Below are 16,268 nucleotides of genomic sequence, written 5' to 3' on the forward strand. Positions count from 1 at the left end.
CTGGAGATGTTCGACGGCAGCGTGTTCCATACGGTTTTCAGCGCCGAGGAGTTCGCGCTCCCCAAGGCGTGAAGGCGCGAGCGGGTATTGACGCGATTCGAGCGCATGCGGCGACGGCCCCCGGCACAATGGCCGCCCTGACTTACCGTCTTCAACCGCACACGCAAGAAGGGCCCCGAACCACATGAGCGACACGCGCAAGAAAAGCGATTTCGGACTGATCGGCCTGGCCGTGATGGGCCAAAACCTGGTGCTGAACGTGGAAAGCCGCGGCTTCCAGGTCAGCGTCTACAACCGCACCGAGGCCACCACCGAGGCCTTCGTCGCCGCGAACCCCGGCAAGAAGCTGGTGGGCGCGAAGACGCTCGAAGAATTCGTTCAAAGCCTGGCCAAGCCCCGCAAGATCCAGATCATGGTCAAGGCCGGCGCGCCGGTGGACCAGGTGATCGAACAACTCATTCCGCTGCTGGACAAGGACGACATCGTCATCGACGGCGGCAACAGCCTCTACACCGACACCGAGCGCCGCGACGCGTACCTGTCGGGCAAAGGCCTGCGCTTCATCGGCGCGGGCGTCTCGGGCGGAGAAGAAGGCGCGCGCAAGGGGCCTTCGATCATGCCGGGCGGGCCGCTTTCCACCTGGGAAGTGATGAAGCCGATCTTCGAGAGCATCGCGGCCAAGGTGGACGGCGAGCCTTGCGTGATCCACATCGGCCCGGGCGGCGCGGGCCACTACGTGAAGATGGTGCACAACGGCATCGAGTACGGCGACATGCAGCTCATCTGCGAGGCCTACAGCCTGTTCAAGGCCGCGGGCTTCACGACCGACGAGATGGCCGCCATCTTCAACGAATGGAACGACGGCGAGCTGCAGAGCTACCTGATCCAGATCACCGCCAAGGCGCTGGAACAGAAGGACCCCGAAACGGGCCAGCCGATCGTCGACATGATCCTGGACAAGGCCGGCCAGAAGGGCACGGGCCAGTGGACGCTGATCAATGCGGCCGAGAACGCGGTGGTCATCAGCACCATCAACGCCGCCGTCGAGGCGCGCGTGCTCTCGTCGCAGAAGAAGGCGCGCGTGGCGGCGAGCAAGGTGCTGCAGGGGCCGAAGGTCGAACTGTCCCTGGAGAAGAAGGCGCTGGTGGCCAAGGTGCACGACGCGCTCTACGCGTCGAAGGCGATCAGCTACACGCAGGGCTTCGACCTCATCAAGACGATGGGCGACAAGAAGGAGTGGAAGCTCGACCTCGGCCGCATCGCGGCGATCTGGCGCGGCGGCTGCATCATTCGCGCGCGCTTTTTGAACCGCATCACCGACGCCTTCCGCACCGACCCGGCGCTGGCGAACCTGATGCTCGACCCCTTCTTCAAGGACTTGCTGAACCGCACGCAGCAGAACTGGCGCGAAGTGGTGGCGCTGGCGGTGAGCAACGGCATTCCGGTGCCGGCCTTCAGCGCATCGCTGGCGTACTACGACAGCTACCGCACGGAGCGGCTGCCGGCCAACCTGCTGCAGGCGCAGCGCGACTTCTTCGGTGCCCACACCTACGAGCGCACCGACAAGCCCGAGGGCCAGTTCTTCCACACGGACTGGCCTGAGGTCATCGGCTGATGCCATGCCGGCCCTCGACGACCCCAGCCACCTGGTCGAGGACTGGCAACTGAGCGACGGCACGCCGGTGCGGATCCGCCCGATCCGCGCCGACGATCTGGCCCTGCACACGGCCTTCGTGGCGGGCCTGTCGCGCGAAACCGGCTACCGCCGCCTGCTGTCGCCGCGCAAGCCCCAGCCCGACGAGCTGTGGCGCATGACCCATATCGACTACCTGCGCGAGCTGGCCCTGATCGCAACCACCGGGGTCGACGGCCAGGAAGAACAGATGGGCGTGGCGCGCTATGTGCGTGGCGAAACACCGGCGAGCGCGCACATCGCCGAGTTCGCCGTGGTCATCGCGGATGCGTGGCAACACCACGGCATTGCCTTGAAGCTCATGCGCAAGCTCATCGATGCGGCCAGGGCCGCCGGCGTGGAGCAGCTGGAGGACATCACGCTCTACGACAACACCGGCATGCTCGCGCTGGCGCGCAAGCTGGGCTTCAGGCTACAGCGCGATCCGGGCGACCCGAAGGTCACGCGGCTGCGGCTTGCGCTGGATGCGCCCGCTACCTGAGGCGCTGCGGTTCAGGGCACGCTCACTGGGGCGCTGAAGCCAGCAGAGCATTCAGCCAGCAGCAAGCCAGGCTTCGACCCGGGCCACGGCCTGCCCCAACGGCGCGGTCGCATCCACCTCCAGCACACCCGCCTCGCCCACAGGCGATTCGAGCGTTGCGAACTGATTGGCCACCAGGCTCGCCGGAAACATGTGCGCCCCCGCCCCGGCCCGCGCGGCAACCCGGCGCTCGGACTCGGCCCGCTCGATCGCCATGAACACGAAGCGCAGCCCCGGCGCGGCCGCGCGCAGCTGGGCCCTGTAGCTGCGCTTGAGCGCCGAGCAGGTCAGCACCGCGCCCTGCGGCGCATCGGCCAGCGCGCGGCCCAGCGTGGCCAGCCAGCCGGCGCGGTCTTCGTCGGTCAGCGCGATGCCCTGGCTCATCTTCCGGACGTTCGACGGCGGGTGGTGATCGTCGCCCTCGATCAGCGGCAGGCGCAAGGTGGTGGCCAGCGCCGCGCCCAGGCTCGATTTGCCGCATCCCGACACACCCATCACCACCAGCCAGACCCCGTCCATATGCATCCATCCTGTTCAAGCGCCACTGCCGAAGACATGGCGGCAGCAAGCTTGAATCTACCGCCTCCGGATTCTCTTTGGCGCCTAGAACAGGTTGCCCTGCCCCACCGCCCCCGGTGGCCGGAACGCGGCGGTGTCCAGCGCAATGCGCTCGCGGTTGAAACCCAGGCGATTCGTGGCCTTCTGGAAGCGCTGGTGGATCAGGTCGGCCCACAGGCCCGAGCCCTTCATGCGCGTGGCGAAATCGGCGTCGTAGTCCTTGCCACCGCGCATCTCGTGGATGCGCGCCATGATGCGGTCCGCGCGCTGCGGGTAATGCAGCGCGAGCCATTCCTTGAAGAGCGGCGCCACTTCCCAGGGCAGCCGCACCACCGTGTAGAAGGCGCTGCGCGCACCGGCCTCCCAGGCGGCTTCGAGCACATGCTCCATGTCTTCGGTCACGAAGGGAATCTGCGGCGCCACGCTCACTCCCACGGGCACGCCCGCCTCTGCCAGGGTGCGGATGGTGCGCAGGCGCCGGTGCGGCGCGGCGGCGCGCGGCTCCAGCTTGCGGGCGAGTTCGCCGTCCAGCGTGGTCACGGTGATGTACACGGCGGCCAGGCGGTCGGCGGCCATGGGCGCGATCAGGTCGAGGTCACGCTCGACAGCGCTCGACTTGGTGACCAGCGCGAACGGGTGCCGCACTTCGTTCAGCAGTTCGATGACCGAGCGCGTGAGCCGCAGTTCGCGCTCGATGGGCTGGTAGCAGTCGGTGGCGGTGCCGATCGCGATGTAGCTGGGCTTGTAGCTCTTGCGTCCGAGCTCGGCGCGCAGCACGTCGACGATGTTGCGCTTGGCGATGAGCTTGGTCTCGAAGTCCAGGCCGGGCGAGAGGTTCAGGTAGCTGTGCGTGGGCCGCGCAAAGCAGTAGATGCAGCCATGCTCGCAGCCGCGGTACGGGTTGAGTGCGCGGTCGAAGTGAATGTCGGGCGAATCGTTTTCGGTGAGCACCGACTTCACGTCTTCGAAGCGCACCTCGGTGGCCAGAGGCATCAATTGCTCGGCTTCGGCGGCGCCTTCTTCGAGCGTGCCCCAGCCGTCGTCGAAGGCATTGCGCTCGTCGGTGGAGAAACGGTGTGCCAGCCGCGTGGCCGCACCTCGGCCCTTGATGAGGTGGATGGGTATCTGGGCAGCGGGCATGGCAAATCCTTGGATCTGGAATTTACTGTTTATTCATACAGTATTCCACCGTTCACGATGGCGCGGTGGTGTTTTTCTCTTCTCCTAATTTCTGTATTGACAGAAATTCAGGAAATCCTAGACTCGACGCCATGGAACTCACAGAAATTCAACGCAAGTTCGTCGTCCACTGGGGCGAAATGGGCTCCATGTGGGGCGTGAACCGCACGGTCTCGCAGATACACGCCCTGCTCTTCGCCCATGGCAAGCCGATGCATGCCGAGGAGCTGTGCGACACGCTGGGCGTGGCGCGTTCCAACATCAGCAACAGCCTGAAGGAACTGCAGGCCTGGAACCTCGTGCGCGTTACCCACATCCTGGGCGACAGGCGCGACTATTTCGAAACCAGCGTGGACGTGTGGGAGCTTTTTCGCACCGTGGTGCGCGAGCGCAAGGAGCGCGAATTCGACCCCACCATCCGCGTGCTGCGCGAACTGGTGTCCAGCCCCGATTTCCAGAACGAGCCGGCCGATGCGCAAGACCGCATCCGCTCGACCATGGAACTCATGGACAAGCTCGCCACCTGGGCCGACGAAATGCTGCGGCTCTCGCCCGGCACGCTCGACAAGGTACTGACGCTGGGGGCCAGCGTGCAGAAGTTCGTGCGCGGGGATGCGGCGCCTTCCACCCCATCCGCGCCTGCCGGCAGGGGGGAGGATCCGGACGCGCACCACGCCAGCCTGCCGATGATCTGAGCGCACTTTTTTTGCCCATCTATTTCTGTTTTGACTGAAATATCGAGAGCCGAGAACACCAGGAACACCATGACCGCCTACCCGCTCACCGTTTACTACGACGCCACCTGCCCGCTGTGCGTGGCCGAAATGGGCGCCATGAAGGCGCGCGACGCCGACGGCCGGCTGGACCTGGTCGATTGCTCGCCCGCCGGCTTTTCCGGCGGCCCGGCACCGCGCCAGTCGCTGATGACCGCCATGCACACGGTCGACGCCGAAGGCCGCGTGCTCAGCGGCGTGGCGGCAATCCGTGCCTGCCGCGCGGCAGTGGGCCAGCCCTCCGGCGGGCTGCTGCTCGACCTGCCGGTCGTCGGCGCGCTGGCCGACCGCGCCTATGCCGTGCTCGCCCGCAACCGCTACCGCTTGCCGCGCTGGCTGGTCGCACGGCTCGCGGGCCGCGGCGCCATCGCGCCGAACACCTGTGCCGACGACCACTGCCGTCTTTGAAGCTTTTTGAAAGCGCCTCGATGCTCAACGTCTTCCAGACCGAGTTCCGCGTGCCTTCGTCCTGCGCACCGCAGGCCCCCGCAGCGCCAGGAGTGCCCGCGCACCTTGCGGGCGCGCCGGTCACGGCCGACGACACGCGGGACTACTTCACCGAGGTCGCCGTCGACTACAGCGCCTGGAGCCCCAGCTACAACATGCATTTCGGCTTCTGGCGTGCCGGCCTCAATCCGCTGCGCCGCGAAGGCATGCTGGTGGAAATGAACCGCGCCGTCGGCCGCGCGCTGCGACTGGGCGACACACCGCCCGCCGCGGGCCGCCGGCGCTGCGTGATCGACATGGGCTGCGGCGCCGGCGCCACCGCGCGCACGCTGGTGGGCGACGACGCATCGCTCTACGCGGTCACCGTCACCAACGTGCCGGTGCAGAACCGCATCTCGGCGCGCCTGGATGCCGCAGCCGGCGTGGCCGACCGACTGGCCCACATCGAAGCCGACTACACCCGCACCGGACTGCCCGCCGCCCAGGCCGACGGCGCCTGGGCGCTGGAGAGCGCCTGCTATGCCCAAGGCACCGCCAAGGCCGACTTCGTGCGCGAGGCCGCGCGCCTGCTCAAGCCCGGCGCGCGGCTGGTGGTGGTCGACGGCTTCCTGCTGCGGCGCAAGCCCGGCCGCATCGCCGGCTGGCTGCATCGCCTCTGGGCCGACAGCTGGGCGGTGCCCACGCTCGCCACGCGCGAGGACTTCACCGCGGCGCTGCGAGACAACGGCTTCGAGGACATCGCGTTCAAGTCGCTGCGCTGGCGTGTCGCGCCCAGCGCGCTGCATATTCCGGTGCTGGCCACGCGCTTTGCGCTGGTCGAACTCTGGAAGGCGCGCGGCCGGCTGAGCCCGTGGCGGCGCAAGCACATCGTGGCGAGCTACTGCGCGCTGGCCCTGGGCATGTTCTGGCGAGACTTCGACTACGCGATGGTCACGGCCAGGCGAAGCGGCGGCGGCGAAGGCGCTGCTGCAGCGGCGGCACGATGACGCAACCCGTGTTCCAGCAGGCGCTGGGCCCGGCCTGGGAACGGCTGGGCGAAGTGATCCGCAGGCACTACGCGATGGCGCCGTTTTCAAACGACTACGTCTGCGTTCGCGGCACGATGAGCGAGGTGCATCACGCGCCCTGGGCGGCGCTGCTGATGCCTTTGGGCCGCCTGTTCGGCGCGCTGGTGCCCTACACCGGCACCGAGGTGCCGATCGAGGTGCATTACCGCTGCCGGCCCGACAACGCCCTTCTTTACTGGGACCGCGTCTTCCACTTCGAAGGCCGGCCGCCCTTTCACTTTCGCTCGCACATGGCGCACACCGCCGCGCACGGTGCCGAGGTGATCGAATACGTTCGTTTCGGCATCGGCATGCGCCTGGGCGTGAGCGCCGAAGACGGCGCGCTGGTGTTCCGCGACCGGGGCTACATCTGGCGCATTGCGGGCCTCCGCATTCCCTTGCCCCTGGGCATTTTTCTGGGCACCGCCTACGTCGAGGAACGCCCCGACCCCACGGACCCCGAGTGCTTCACGATGAAGATGCTGCTGCGCCACCGCTGGTTCGGCGACGTGTTCCGCTACAGCGGGCGATTTCACCTGGACGCGCGCCCGGCGGCCAGCCCCGGTCCACAATGAGCGCACCATGCCGCGCCGCCCCGAAAACCTCTATCCCCAGTACCCCGCCCACGTCTACTTCGCGCCCGACACGGTGGCGCAGGCGCGGGAACTCTGCGAGCGCGCGGGGCGGGAATTGATGGTGGTCGTGGGCCGCGTCCACGAGCGGCTCGTGGGCCCGCACCCGCACTGGAGCTGCCAGCTGGCCTTCGATGCGGCGGAGTTCGACCAGGTCATCGCATGGCTGGAGGCCAACCGCAACGGGCTCGACATCTTCGTGCACGGCGTGACGGGCGACGACCTCGCCGATCACACCGCGCATGCGATGTGGCTGGGCGAAGAAAGCGCGCTCGACCTGCGGATGTTTCGGCGCTAGAGAACCCGAAGCCGAATCAGAACTCCGCGTCGAGCTCGTCGATTTCTTCGGGCTCCTGCTTCGCGGCAGCCACCCATTCCTTCATTGCCGGCAGTTCCATCACGCGCTTGCAGTAGGCCGCACAGGTGCTGTCCAGCGCCACGTCGTAGCTGAGGAAACGCGTGACCACCGGCGCATACATCGCATCGGCCATGCCCGGCTGCTTGCCGAACAGGAACGGCCCGCCGTAGGCCTTGAGGCATTCGCGCCAGATGGCGACGATGCGGTCGATGTCGGCCTGGGCGCGCGACCACACCTTGAAGTTCTTGAAGTGGGCCTTGATGTTCATCGGCAGCGCGCCGCGCATCGAGCTGAAGCCCGAGTGCATCTCGCCGCAAATGGCGCGGCAATGGGCGCGGGCCGCGACGTCGTCAGGCAGCAGCCCGGCCTTGGGCTTGATCTCGTTGAGGTATTCGCCGATGGCCAGCGTGTCCCACACCTTCACGCCGCCGTGCTGCAGCGAAGGCACCAGCATCGACGAAGAAAGCAGCAGCATCTCGGCCTTCATGGCCGGATCGTCGGGGGGAATGATCTTCTCGCTGAAGTCCAGCCCCGCCAGCCTGCACATCAGCCAGCCGCGCAGCGACCACGCGCCGTAGTTCTTGCTGCTGATGGTGAGAACGGGTTTGGCCATCGGGAAGCTCCTTGGGACGTTGCGTTGCTGCGTGCAAGCGCCATGCCACCCGGCTGGCCCGCAACTTGCCTGCGCCTGTTGCATGCTGTACCGGGCCTATCAGAACCAATCCGACCTGCTCTCGCCAGCCCGGCTCGCGGCCCAGTACTGGAGCAAGGCGCTCTGGAAGGACGGCACCGACCGCACCATGGCGCGGCGCCTGGCCGCCCAGTTCGAGGTGTTCTCGCGCATGCGGCTGACCCACTCGCGGCCCGCCTACGGCATCGACAGCGTCACGGTCGACGGTGCGCAAGTGCCTGTGCACGAAGAAAAAACCCTGATCTCGCCCTTCGGCACGCTGCTGCATTTCCGCAAGGACATCGGCGCGGTGCACCCGCCCGTGCTGCTGGTTGCACCACTCTCGGGCCATTTCGCGACGCTGCTGCGCGAAACCGTGCGCACCCTGCTGCGCGACCACGACGTGTACCTGACCGACTGGCACAACGCGCGCGACGTGCCGCTCTGGCATGGCGGCTTCAGCCTGGACGACTACACGCTGCAGCTCATCCGGTTCCTGGAGGCCATCGGCCCCGGCGGGCACATGGTGGCGGTATGCCAGCCCTGCGTGGCCGCGCTGGCCGCCACCGCACTCATGGCCGAAGACGACAACCCCGCCACGCCGCGCAGCCTCACGCTGATGGCGGGGCCGGTCGATTGCCGCATCAACCCCACGGGCGTGAACGTGCTGGCCACCAGCAAGCCCATCGAATGGTTCCGCCGCAACCTCATCAGCCATGTGCCGTGGCCGCATGCGGGCGCCATGCGGCGCGTGTACCCGGGCTTCCTGCAACTCTCGGCCTTCATGAGCATGAACCCCGAGCGCCACAAGAAGCAGTTCCAGGACATGTTCACGCACCTCGTCGAAGGCGACCTCGAGAAGGCCCACACCATCGGCAACTTCTACGACGAGTACCTGGCCGTGAACGACCTGCCCGCCGAGTTCTACCTGGAGACGGTGGAACGCGTGTTCCAGACCTACGACCTGCCGCGCGGCGTGCTCACCGTGGGCGACCGCACGGTGAACCCCGCCGCGATCCGACGCACCGCGCTGCTGACGGTCGAAGGCGAGCGCGACGACATCTGCGCGGTCGGACAGACGGTGGCGGCGCAAGACCTCTGCACCGGCATTCGCCCGTACCTCAAGACGCACCACCTGCAGGCCGGTGTGGGCCACTACGGCGTGTTCAGCGGCAGCAAGTGGAACGCGCAGATCTATCCGCGGGTGCGTGAGACCATCCACGCGGCGGCCGAGTTGCACTGAGGCCGCAGCCTCCTCTTTGCAATGCCGCAGTCCTGCAATCTGGCAGAGGGTGCGGGGCCATTGATTGCGGTTCCGCGCAGGCCTTCCTACACTCGGGGCCATGCAACGCAAGGCTTTCATCCGCAGCAAGAACCGCTCTCCAGTCGACCAAGAGTCGCTGGCGTCGAGCGAATCGCGTGCGGTCGCGCATGCGGCGGTGGCGGCACGGTCAGAGCTGACCCTCGCACATCCCTGAGCCCGGCGGTCAGCCTCCCCTTTAAAGCGCATCCATCGACCGTCGGGCCAACACAGCCCCGCGTGGTAGCACCCGCCGCTCGTCCCTGACGGGCTGACGGGTTGCATTCGCGCACGGTCGCGCTCTCGCCGCCCCCACCCGGTCTTCCGGCTCGCCGCCACAGCAGCTGCAACCACATCAGGTTCGCTGCCGTGGCCGCGCGGCCTGCTTTCTCCTGCGGAAGGAACACACGCATGCACATCCAATCCATCCTCGCGATCACCGACCTGTCCGCGCGGGGCCATCGCACGGTTTGCCGCGCGGCATCGATTGCCGCGGAACACGGCGCGCTCCTGAAGCTCATGTACGCGCCCGCTTCATTCGCCACCAGGGCCACTGGAGCCACCGAAATCGCCGCGCATGCCACGCGCCACTTGGCCGGCCTGGCCATCGAGATGGCCGAGGGCTTCGGCATCTTGATCAAGAGGGTCGACAACGTCAGCGGGCGGCTCGAAGCCGTCGCCGAAGAATCGCGCTGGAGCGACCTGCTGGTGGTCGGCGACGACCGCGACACCTGCGCTCTCGCCTTCTTCCGCGGACAGCCCGTGGAGCGCCTGTTGCGCGCCGTGCGCAAGCCGGTGCTGGTCGCGCGGCTCGATGCGGCCACGCGCTACCGGCGCATCCTGGTGGCGGTCGACCTCACGGATGCATCGCGGCATCTGGTCGAACTGGCCTGGGCCTTCGACGGCAATGCCGAGGTCGAGCTGTTCCACGCACTCAACACGCTGCACGAAGGCAAGATGCGCTACGCCGACGTGTCCGACTACGCCATCAAGTCGCTGCGCCATGCCTGCGCGCGGCATGCACGCGAGCGGATGCTCTCGCTGTCCGATTCCTCGACCGCGCGGCGCAACCGCGTCCTCTCGGCCATCGGCCATGGCGACCCGGCGCGGCAGGCGACGGTGCAGCAGCAGCACTCGAACGCGGAGCTCCTGGTGGTGGGCAAGCACGGGCGCTCGGCCATCGTCGACTTCGTGTTCGGCAGCGTGTCGCAGCGCGTGCTGCGATGGTCGGCGAGCGACGTGCTCGTGGTGCCGCGCGTCAGCGCCGTGGCATCACCCGTCAAGGCCGAGCCTGTGCCGCATGGCGCACCGGCGCCGGCTTTGAAGCAGCAGTGAGGGCGACATGGCATTCGTATTGCGCCCATCGCCATTCGTCGACGCACTCCCTGCATGGGCGTTGCGCCCTGTCGAACTGCGCATCGACGTCGACCCGAAGAAGGGTAGACCGGCCGAGCCGCTGACACCTGTCTACGAACGCATGCGCGCGTTGGGCGACCGCCTGCAGGACCTGCATCTGCCGGACCCGCACGACCCCGACCTGCGTGTGCGCTACCGCGAAGCCGATGGCGAGCTGTATGTGTACGTCGAGGATGTCCGCTGCGAGCGCCTGGTCGGCTACACCGTCTTCAACCGGCTGATCGAACTCGGGCGCAGGGCCGACCGGCATGTCAGGGCACCGCACTCGCAGTACGACCCGGCCTACCAGCGGCGCGGGCTGGCCACGGCGGTCTATCGGTGGGCGCTCGGCAGCGGCATCTGCCTGATGAGCGGCGCGCGGCAATCACCGGGCGCCAATGCGCTCTGGCACAAGCTCGCCGATCGGTACGAAGCCGGGTTCGTGGATCTGCGGGAGAAGGTCCTGACCTACCTCGGCCCCTCAATCGATGACGCCACGCTCGGCGCGCTTCACACGCGCATGTTCCTGCTGGGCAACGGGTGGACGCTGGAGCGGTTCAAGCGGGAAGCACAGATGCGCTGACCTTGGTGAGGCGGCCTATCGCCGCGCACGCGTCCCCTTGGTCATCCGCCGAACAGTCACTTCGCCGGCCTGCGGCAGCTTGTCGCGCAGGTACGCGATGAGTTCCTGCGCCACCACATTGCGCATCGGCCCCGGCATGTACGCCAGCACCACGCGGCGCTCGATGCGCGGCTTCAGCAGCGGCACGACCGCCAGTTCGGGGTCGCGCAGCGACGAGGTGTACAGGCGCGGCATGAGCCCCAGCGCCTGGCCGCTGCGCACCAGCGCGTAGAGCGTTTCCGAATAGCTCACGCGGTAGGGCTGTGCGCCTTGCGCGAACTGGGCGCGCGCCGGGTTGCCCAGCGCCGGCATGCTGCCGCTCTCGAACAGCACCAGGCGCTCGCGGCCGATGGCCTCCCAGGTCGCATCGCCGGCCGCCGCCAGCGCATGATCGCGCCGCACCACCAGCACCAGCGGATCGCGGAACAGGTCGATGCAGGTCAGGCCGCCCGGCGGCTCGGTGATGGCGGCGACCGCCATGTCGAGCTGGCCGCTGCGCAATTCGGTGAGCAGCGTGGTGGACGGCGCATCGCGCCAGGCCAGTTCGACTTCGCGCGGGCCGTTCGCCAGGAATTCGCTCACGGCCGCAGCCACGCGCGCGCTGGCCGAAGGGATCACGCCGATGCGCACGAAGGCGCGACCGCGCTGCACCGTGCTCTCGATGTCGCGCAGCGCCACCTCGAAGGTGTTGACCAAAAAGTCGGTGCGCGCCAGCACCTCGGCCCCCACGGGCGTGAGTTCGAGGCGGCGGGTGGAACGGGTCAACAGCTCGGCGCCGAGCAGCTTTTCCATCTGCTTGATGGCGTTGCTGAGCGCAGGCTGCGTGATGGCCAGGCGACGTGCGGCGCGGCCGAACTGCCCCTCTTCGACCAGCACCGAGAAGAACTGCAGCTGGCGCAGCGTGAGCGCACGCAAAGGCAGGGGCAAGGTGGCCATGGGTGTCCTCCCGGTTGTGGCTTCCGGTTATTGATTCAGTGAATCAAATTATAGAAATTCAAAATTTTCCTTATGAGGCTTCACTGCCTAGACTGGTCCGCATGAACAGCGCCGCCCCCACCTCGCCCGCCTTCACGCTGGAATCGTTCCTTCGCGCCATCCCCAAGGTCGAGCTGCACTGCCACCTGTTCGGCACGGTGCGCCACGAGACTTTCAAGCAGCTGAACCTGCGCGCCGGCGCGCCGCTCGCGGCCGACGAGATCGAGGGCTTCTACACGCGCGGCGAAAAGCCGGTCGGCGTGCTGCGCGTGCTGCGTGCGCTCGACGCCCAACTGGTGCGCGGCCCGGGCGACCTGTACCAGCTCACGCTCGAATACCTGCAGGACGCAGCCTCGCACAACGTGCGCTACGCGGAGTTCTTCTGGAACCCGACCGGCACGGTGCATGCCTCCGGCATCCCCTACGCGATGGCGCAGGCCGCGATCGTCCGCGCGATCCAAGACGCGCAGCTGGAATTCGGCATCACCGGACGGCTCATCGCCGCCATCGACCGCGAGGCCAGCCCCGAGGCGGCGGTGGAGATGATGGAGTGGGTCGTCGCGCACCGCTGCGATGAGGTGATCGGCATCGGCATCGACTACCGCGAGAACGACAGGCCGCCCGAACTTTTCACCCAAGCCTATGCCGCGGCGAAGAAGGCGGGCCTCAAAACCACCGCGCACGCGGGCGAATTCGGCATGCCCTGGACCAACGTGCGCACCGCGCTCGACGTGCTGCAGGTGGACCGCATCGACCACGGCTACACGGTGGTCGACCAGCCCGACTTCGCGCGCCAGTGCGCCGAGCGCGGCGTGCTCTTTACCGTGGTGCCGACGAATTCGTATTACCTGCGCACGCTGCCGCCCGAGCGCTGGGCGCTGGACCACCCGATCCGCCGCATGCCCGGCCTGGGCTTGCTCATCCATCCCAACACCGACGATCCGACGCTGCACCAGGTCACGCCCACGGGGGCCTGGCTGATGATGGTGCGCGACTTCGGATTCAGCCTGGACGACCTGCGCGGCTTCATGCACAACGGCCTGGACGGCGCATGGATAGACGACACGCAGCGCCGCGAATGGCGCACGCAGTGGGGCGAGGCCTTCGACACGCTGCGCGCCCGCCTCGACACCGAACCCACGCCCTCCACCTTCGAATGAACCACGCCATGAACACGCCCCGCCGCCTTCTTCTTGCCGCTGCAATCTGCGCGGCATTGCCCACCGCTGCGCTCGCACAGGCATGGCCCACCGCCAAGCCCATCACGCTGATCGTTCCCTACACGGCCGGCGGCAGCGTGGACGTCAACGCGCGCCTGGTCGCCCAGCGGCTCGGCGAGCGGCTGAAGCAGTCGGTGGTGATCGAGAATGTGAGCGGCGCGGGCGGCGCCATCGGCGTGGCCAAGGCCGTGAATGCGGCGCCCGACGGCTACACGCTGGTGGTCGGGCCGGACAGCGCGATCGCCATCGGCAAGCTGGTCAACCCGACGGCCTTCCGCTTCGATCCGCTGAAAGACCTGGCGCCGGTGGGCCTGCTCAACACCGCGCCGATGGTGCTGGTCGCGCGGCCCGGCCTGGAGGCGCAGACCTTCGCCGACTTCGTGAAGCTCGCCAAGGCCAAGCCCGGCCAGTACAACTACGCCACCTCGGGCGTGGGCACCGTGCTGCAGCTGGCAATGGAACTGCTCAAGGAGCGCAGCGGCATCTTCGTCACGCATGTGCCCTACCGCGGCGGTGCGCAAATTGCCACCGACGTGATCGGCAACCAGGTCGACCTCGCGATGCTGGTGAGCACCAGCGCGATCCCACATGTGAACGGCAAGCGGCTGAAGGCGCTGGGCATCACCAGCAACAAGCGGCTGGCCGCACTGCCCGGCGTGCCCACCTTCGACGAGATGCCGGGCCTGAAGGGCTTCGACATGGTGAGCTGGACCGGCATCTTCGCGCCCGCGAAAACGCCGCCGGCAGTGGTCGCGCAGATCAACCAGGAACTCAATGCGGTGCTGCAGGAGGAAGGCGTGCGCGCCAAGCTGATGGAGCAAGGCGCACTGCCGGGCAGCGGCACGCCCGAGGCGTTCGGCAAGTTCGTGCAAGCCGAATACACGCGCAATCAGAAGATCGTGCAGACCGCCAACATCAAGGAGTGATGTTGCCTGCCGCGAGGCGGCAGATCAGCCGGTCTTGCTCTCGTCTTCCGCCGGCCAGTCGCGGATGTAGGCCTTGAGCATCTTGTTCTCGAAGTTCTGGCTGTCCACCACGGCCTTGGCCACGTCGTAGAAGCTGATCACGCCCATCAGCATGCGCTTGTCCATCACGGGCATGTAGCGCGCGTGGCGCTCCAGCATGATGCGGCGGATTTCGTCGAGGTCGGTTTCCAGCGTGCAGGTGACGGGGGCGTCGTCCATGGCCTTGCGCACCAGCGTGGTCCCGACCTGTCCGCCGTTGTTGACGATGGCCACGATGACTTCGCGGAAGGTGAGCATGCCGACCAGGTCGCCGTGCTCCATGACCACCAGGGAGCCGATGTCTTTTTCCGCCATGGTGGTGGCGGCTTCTGCCAGCAGGTCATCTGGCGTGATGGTGAAGAGCGTGTTGCCCTTGACGCGAAGGATGTCGCTGACTTTCATCGTGTGCTCCTCTCGGACTTCTGTTGTCCATCTCGGCGGCGTGCCGATTTTGAATATAGCCCACAATCGACGCCGACCTGAACGCCCCTGTCGCCCACGCGTGTCCTGCAGACGTAACCGGGCATTGCGGGGGCATTGCGAAGAGACAACAGAAAGGCCTCCATGCCCGGTTATTCGGACCCCGGTTTCGACACCCTTGCGCTGCACGCCGGCGCCTCGCCCGACCCCGCCACCGGCGCCCGGGCGGTGCCCATCCACCTGACCACCTCCTTCGTCTTCGAGTCCAGCGACCATGCAGCGGCGCTCTTCAACCTGGAGCGCGCGGGCCATGTGTATTCGCGCATCAGCAACCCGACCAATGCGGTGCTGGAGCAGCGGGTGTCGGCGCTCGAAGGCGGCATCGGCGCCATTGCCACCGCCAGCGGCCAAGCGGCGCTGCACCTGTCGATCGCCACGCTGATGGGCGCGGGCTCGCACATCGTGGCGAGCACCGCCCTCTACGGCGGCTCGCAGAACCTGCTGCACTACACGATGCGGCGCTTCGGCATAGAGACCACATTCGTCAAGCCCGGCGACCTGGACGGCTGGCGCGCCGCGGTGCGGCCCGAGACCAAGCTCTTCTTCGGCGAGACCGTGGGCAATCCGGGCCTGGACGTGCTCGACATTCCCGCCGTGAGCGACATCGCGCACGAAGCCGGCGTGCCGCTGCTGGTCGATTCGACGCTGACCTCGCCCTACCTCATCAAGCCCTTCGACTGGGGCGCCGACCTGGTCTATCACTCGGCGACCAAGTTCCTCTCGGGCCATGGCACGGTGATCGGCGGCGTGGTGGTGGATGGCGGCAGCTTCGACTGGGAGAAGTCCGGCAAATTCGCCGAACTCACGCAGGCCTACGACGGCTTCCACAACATGGTGTTCAGCGAGGAAAGCACCGTCGGCGCCTTCCTGCTGCGCGCGCGCCGCGAAGGCCTGCGCGACTTCGGCGCCTCGATGAGCCCGCACACGGCATGGCTGATCCTGCAGGGCATCGAGACGCTGCCGCTGCGCATGGAGCGGCACATCGACAACACGCAGAAGGTGGTCGAGTTCCTCGCGAGCCATCCGTTCGTCTCGCGCGTGGGGCATCCGCTGATCGAATCGCACCCCAGCCACGCGCTCGCGCAGAAGCTGCTGCGTCATGGCGCGCGCGGCGCGGGCGCGGTGTTCAGCTTCGACATCAAGGGCAGCCGCACGCAGGGCAAGGCCTTCATCGAGGCGCTCAAGCTCTTCAGCCACCTGGCCAACGTGGGCGACTGCCGCAGCCTGGTGATCCACCCCGCGAGCACCACGCACTTCCGCATGACCGACGAGGCGCTGGCGGGCGCGGGCATTTCGCAAGGCACGATCCGCCTGTCGATCGGCCTGGAAGACCCGGCCGACCTGATCGACGACCTCAAGCGCGCGCTGAAGGCCGCGGAAAAGGCGGGTGCCTGAC

19 protein-coding genes are annotated in these 16,268 nt (G+C 67.4%); 14 read left to right on the top strand and 5 right to left on the bottom strand.

Translation table 11 applies throughout. The features are described from left to right. The first annotated feature begins 184 nt into the window (after nucleotides 1-184). The gene (gene gnd, locus ABIC90_RS15370; protein ID WP_354355321.1) at nucleotides 185-1,615 is read left to right on the top strand and encodes a decarboxylating NADP(+)-dependent phosphogluconate dehydrogenase; all 1,431 of its coding nucleotides are present in this window, start codon (nucleotides 185-187) and stop codon (nucleotides 1,613-1,615) included. A 4-nt stretch (nucleotides 1,616-1,619) separates the two neighbouring features. Beyond that, a complete protein-coding gene (locus ABIC90_RS15375; RefSeq protein ID WP_354355323.1) occupies nucleotides 1,620-2,174 on the top strand; it encodes a GNAT family N-acetyltransferase in 555 nt (184 codons plus the stop codon). Nucleotides 2,175-2,225: 51 nt separating this feature from the next. Here the strand turns inward: ABIC90_RS15375 and ABIC90_RS15380 are convergent, their stop codons facing one another. Both ABIC90_RS15380 and ABIC90_RS15385 read right to left on the bottom strand, forming a co-directional pair. Further along, nucleotides 2,226-2,732 carry a gluconokinase gene (locus ABIC90_RS15380; RefSeq protein WP_354355325.1) on the bottom strand — a complete coding sequence of 169 codons (507 nt, stop codon included), beginning with the start codon at nucleotides 2,730-2,732 and terminating at the stop codon, nucleotides 2,226-2,228. An 84-nt stretch (nucleotides 2,733-2,816) separates the two neighbouring features. Then, nucleotides 2,817-3,911, bottom strand: coding sequence for a PA0069 family radical SAM protein (locus ABIC90_RS15385; RefSeq protein ID WP_354355327.1), 1,095 nt, complete (start codon nucleotides 3,909-3,911; stop codon nucleotides 2,817-2,819). A 131-nt stretch (nucleotides 3,912-4,042) separates the two neighbouring features. Here ABIC90_RS15385 and ABIC90_RS15390 point away from each other — a divergent pair, with 131 nt between their 5' ends. From ABIC90_RS15390 to ABIC90_RS15410, 5 genes are all read left to right on the top strand, one after another. Next, the gene (locus tag ABIC90_RS15390; protein WP_354355329.1) at nucleotides 4,043-4,645 is read left to right on the top strand and encodes a GbsR/MarR family transcriptional regulator; all 603 of its coding nucleotides are present in this window, start codon (nucleotides 4,043-4,045) and stop codon (nucleotides 4,643-4,645) included. A gap of 69 nt (nucleotides 4,646-4,714) precedes the next feature. Beyond that, nucleotides 4,715-5,131, top strand: a complete 417-nt coding sequence (locus ABIC90_RS15395; protein ID WP_354355331.1) for a thiol-disulfide oxidoreductase DCC family protein — start codon at nucleotides 4,715-4,717, stop codon at nucleotides 5,129-5,131. A gap of 20 nt (nucleotides 5,132-5,151) precedes the next feature. Beyond that, nucleotides 5,152-6,156 carry a class I SAM-dependent methyltransferase gene (locus ABIC90_RS15400; RefSeq protein ID WP_354355333.1) on the top strand — a complete coding sequence of 335 codons (1,005 nt, stop codon included), beginning with the start codon at nucleotides 5,152-5,154 and terminating at the stop codon, nucleotides 6,154-6,156. Then, a complete protein-coding gene (locus tag ABIC90_RS15405; protein WP_354355335.1) occupies nucleotides 6,153-6,791 on the top strand; it encodes a DUF4166 domain-containing protein in 639 nt (212 codons plus the stop codon). The genes ABIC90_RS15400 and ABIC90_RS15405 overlap by 4 nt, the downstream gene beginning before the upstream one ends. Before the next feature lie 7 nt (nucleotides 6,792-6,798). Then, a complete protein-coding gene (locus ABIC90_RS15410; RefSeq protein ID WP_354355337.1) occupies nucleotides 6,799-7,146 on the top strand; it encodes a DOPA 4,5-dioxygenase family protein in 348 nt (115 codons plus the stop codon). Nucleotides 7,147-7,162: 16 nt separating this feature from the next. On the opposite strand, the gene ABIC90_RS15415 is transcribed toward ABIC90_RS15410, so the two are convergent. Beyond that, nucleotides 7,163-7,819 (bottom strand): glutathione S-transferase family protein, encoded by a 657-nt coding sequence (locus ABIC90_RS15415; protein WP_354355339.1) that lies wholly within the window; start codon nucleotides 7,817-7,819, stop codon nucleotides 7,163-7,165. An 82-nt stretch (nucleotides 7,820-7,901) separates the two neighbouring features. Here ABIC90_RS15415 and ABIC90_RS15420 point away from each other — a divergent pair, with 82 nt between their 5' ends. The 4 genes from ABIC90_RS15420 to ABIC90_RS15435 all read left to right on the top strand — a co-directional run bounded on the left by ABIC90_RS15420 (nucleotide 7,902) and on the right by ABIC90_RS15435 (nucleotide 11,154). Next, the gene (locus ABIC90_RS15420; RefSeq protein WP_354355341.1) at nucleotides 7,902-9,119 is read left to right on the top strand and encodes a polyhydroxyalkanoate depolymerase; all 1,218 of its coding nucleotides are present in this window, start codon (nucleotides 7,902-7,904) and stop codon (nucleotides 9,117-9,119) included. Between the two features lie 100 nt (nucleotides 9,120-9,219). After that, the gene (locus ABIC90_RS15425; RefSeq protein WP_354355343.1) at nucleotides 9,220-9,354 is read left to right on the top strand and encodes a hypothetical protein; all 135 of its coding nucleotides are present in this window, start codon (nucleotides 9,220-9,222) and stop codon (nucleotides 9,352-9,354) included. Between the two features lie 233 nt (nucleotides 9,355-9,587). Next, nucleotides 9,588-10,511 (top strand): universal stress protein, encoded by a 924-nt coding sequence (locus ABIC90_RS15430; RefSeq protein WP_354355345.1) that lies wholly within the window; start codon nucleotides 9,588-9,590, stop codon nucleotides 10,509-10,511. Between the two features lie 7 nt (nucleotides 10,512-10,518). Then, the gene (locus tag ABIC90_RS15435; RefSeq protein WP_354355347.1) at nucleotides 10,519-11,154 is read left to right on the top strand and encodes an N-acetyltransferase; all 636 of its coding nucleotides are present in this window, start codon (nucleotides 10,519-10,521) and stop codon (nucleotides 11,152-11,154) included. Between the two features lie 15 nt (nucleotides 11,155-11,169). Here ABIC90_RS15435 and ABIC90_RS15440 read toward each other — a convergent pair whose 3' ends face one another. Further along, nucleotides 11,170-12,129, bottom strand: a complete 960-nt coding sequence (locus ABIC90_RS15440; protein ID WP_354355349.1) for a LysR family transcriptional regulator — start codon at nucleotides 12,127-12,129, stop codon at nucleotides 11,170-11,172. Nucleotides 12,130-12,230: 101 nt separating this feature from the next. On the opposite strand from ABIC90_RS15440, the gene ABIC90_RS15445 reads away from it, so the two are divergent. Beyond that, nucleotides 12,231-13,328: an adenosine deaminase family protein gene (locus ABIC90_RS15445; RefSeq protein WP_354355351.1), complete on the top strand. Its 1,098-nt coding sequence runs from the start codon at nucleotides 12,231-12,233 to the stop codon at nucleotides 13,326-13,328. Between the two features lie 8 nt (nucleotides 13,329-13,336). Further along, nucleotides 13,337-14,314 (top strand): Bug family tripartite tricarboxylate transporter substrate binding protein, encoded by a 978-nt coding sequence (locus ABIC90_RS15450; RefSeq protein WP_354355353.1) that lies wholly within the window; start codon nucleotides 13,337-13,339, stop codon nucleotides 14,312-14,314. A gap of 24 nt (nucleotides 14,315-14,338) precedes the next feature. Here ABIC90_RS15450 and ABIC90_RS15455 read toward each other — a convergent pair whose 3' ends face one another. Then, a complete protein-coding gene (locus ABIC90_RS15455; protein ID WP_013540276.1) occupies nucleotides 14,339-14,794 on the bottom strand; it encodes a CBS domain-containing protein in 456 nt (151 codons plus the stop codon). 162 nt (nucleotides 14,795-14,956) lie between these two features. Between ABIC90_RS15455 and ABIC90_RS15460 the strand changes: the two genes are divergently transcribed. Further along, on the top strand, nucleotides 14,957-16,267 hold the full coding sequence (locus ABIC90_RS15460) for an O-acetylhomoserine aminocarboxypropyltransferase (protein WP_206178115.1): 1,311 nt from the start codon (nucleotides 14,957-14,959) through the stop codon (nucleotides 16,265-16,267). The last annotated feature ends 1 nt before the right edge of the window (nucleotide 16,268 follow it).

It is taken from the genome of Variovorax boronicumulans, assembly GCF_040544675.1.
In the GTDB taxonomy this organism is placed as follows: domain Bacteria; phylum Pseudomonadota; class Gammaproteobacteria; order Burkholderiales; family Burkholderiaceae_C; genus Variovorax; species Variovorax boronicumulans_D.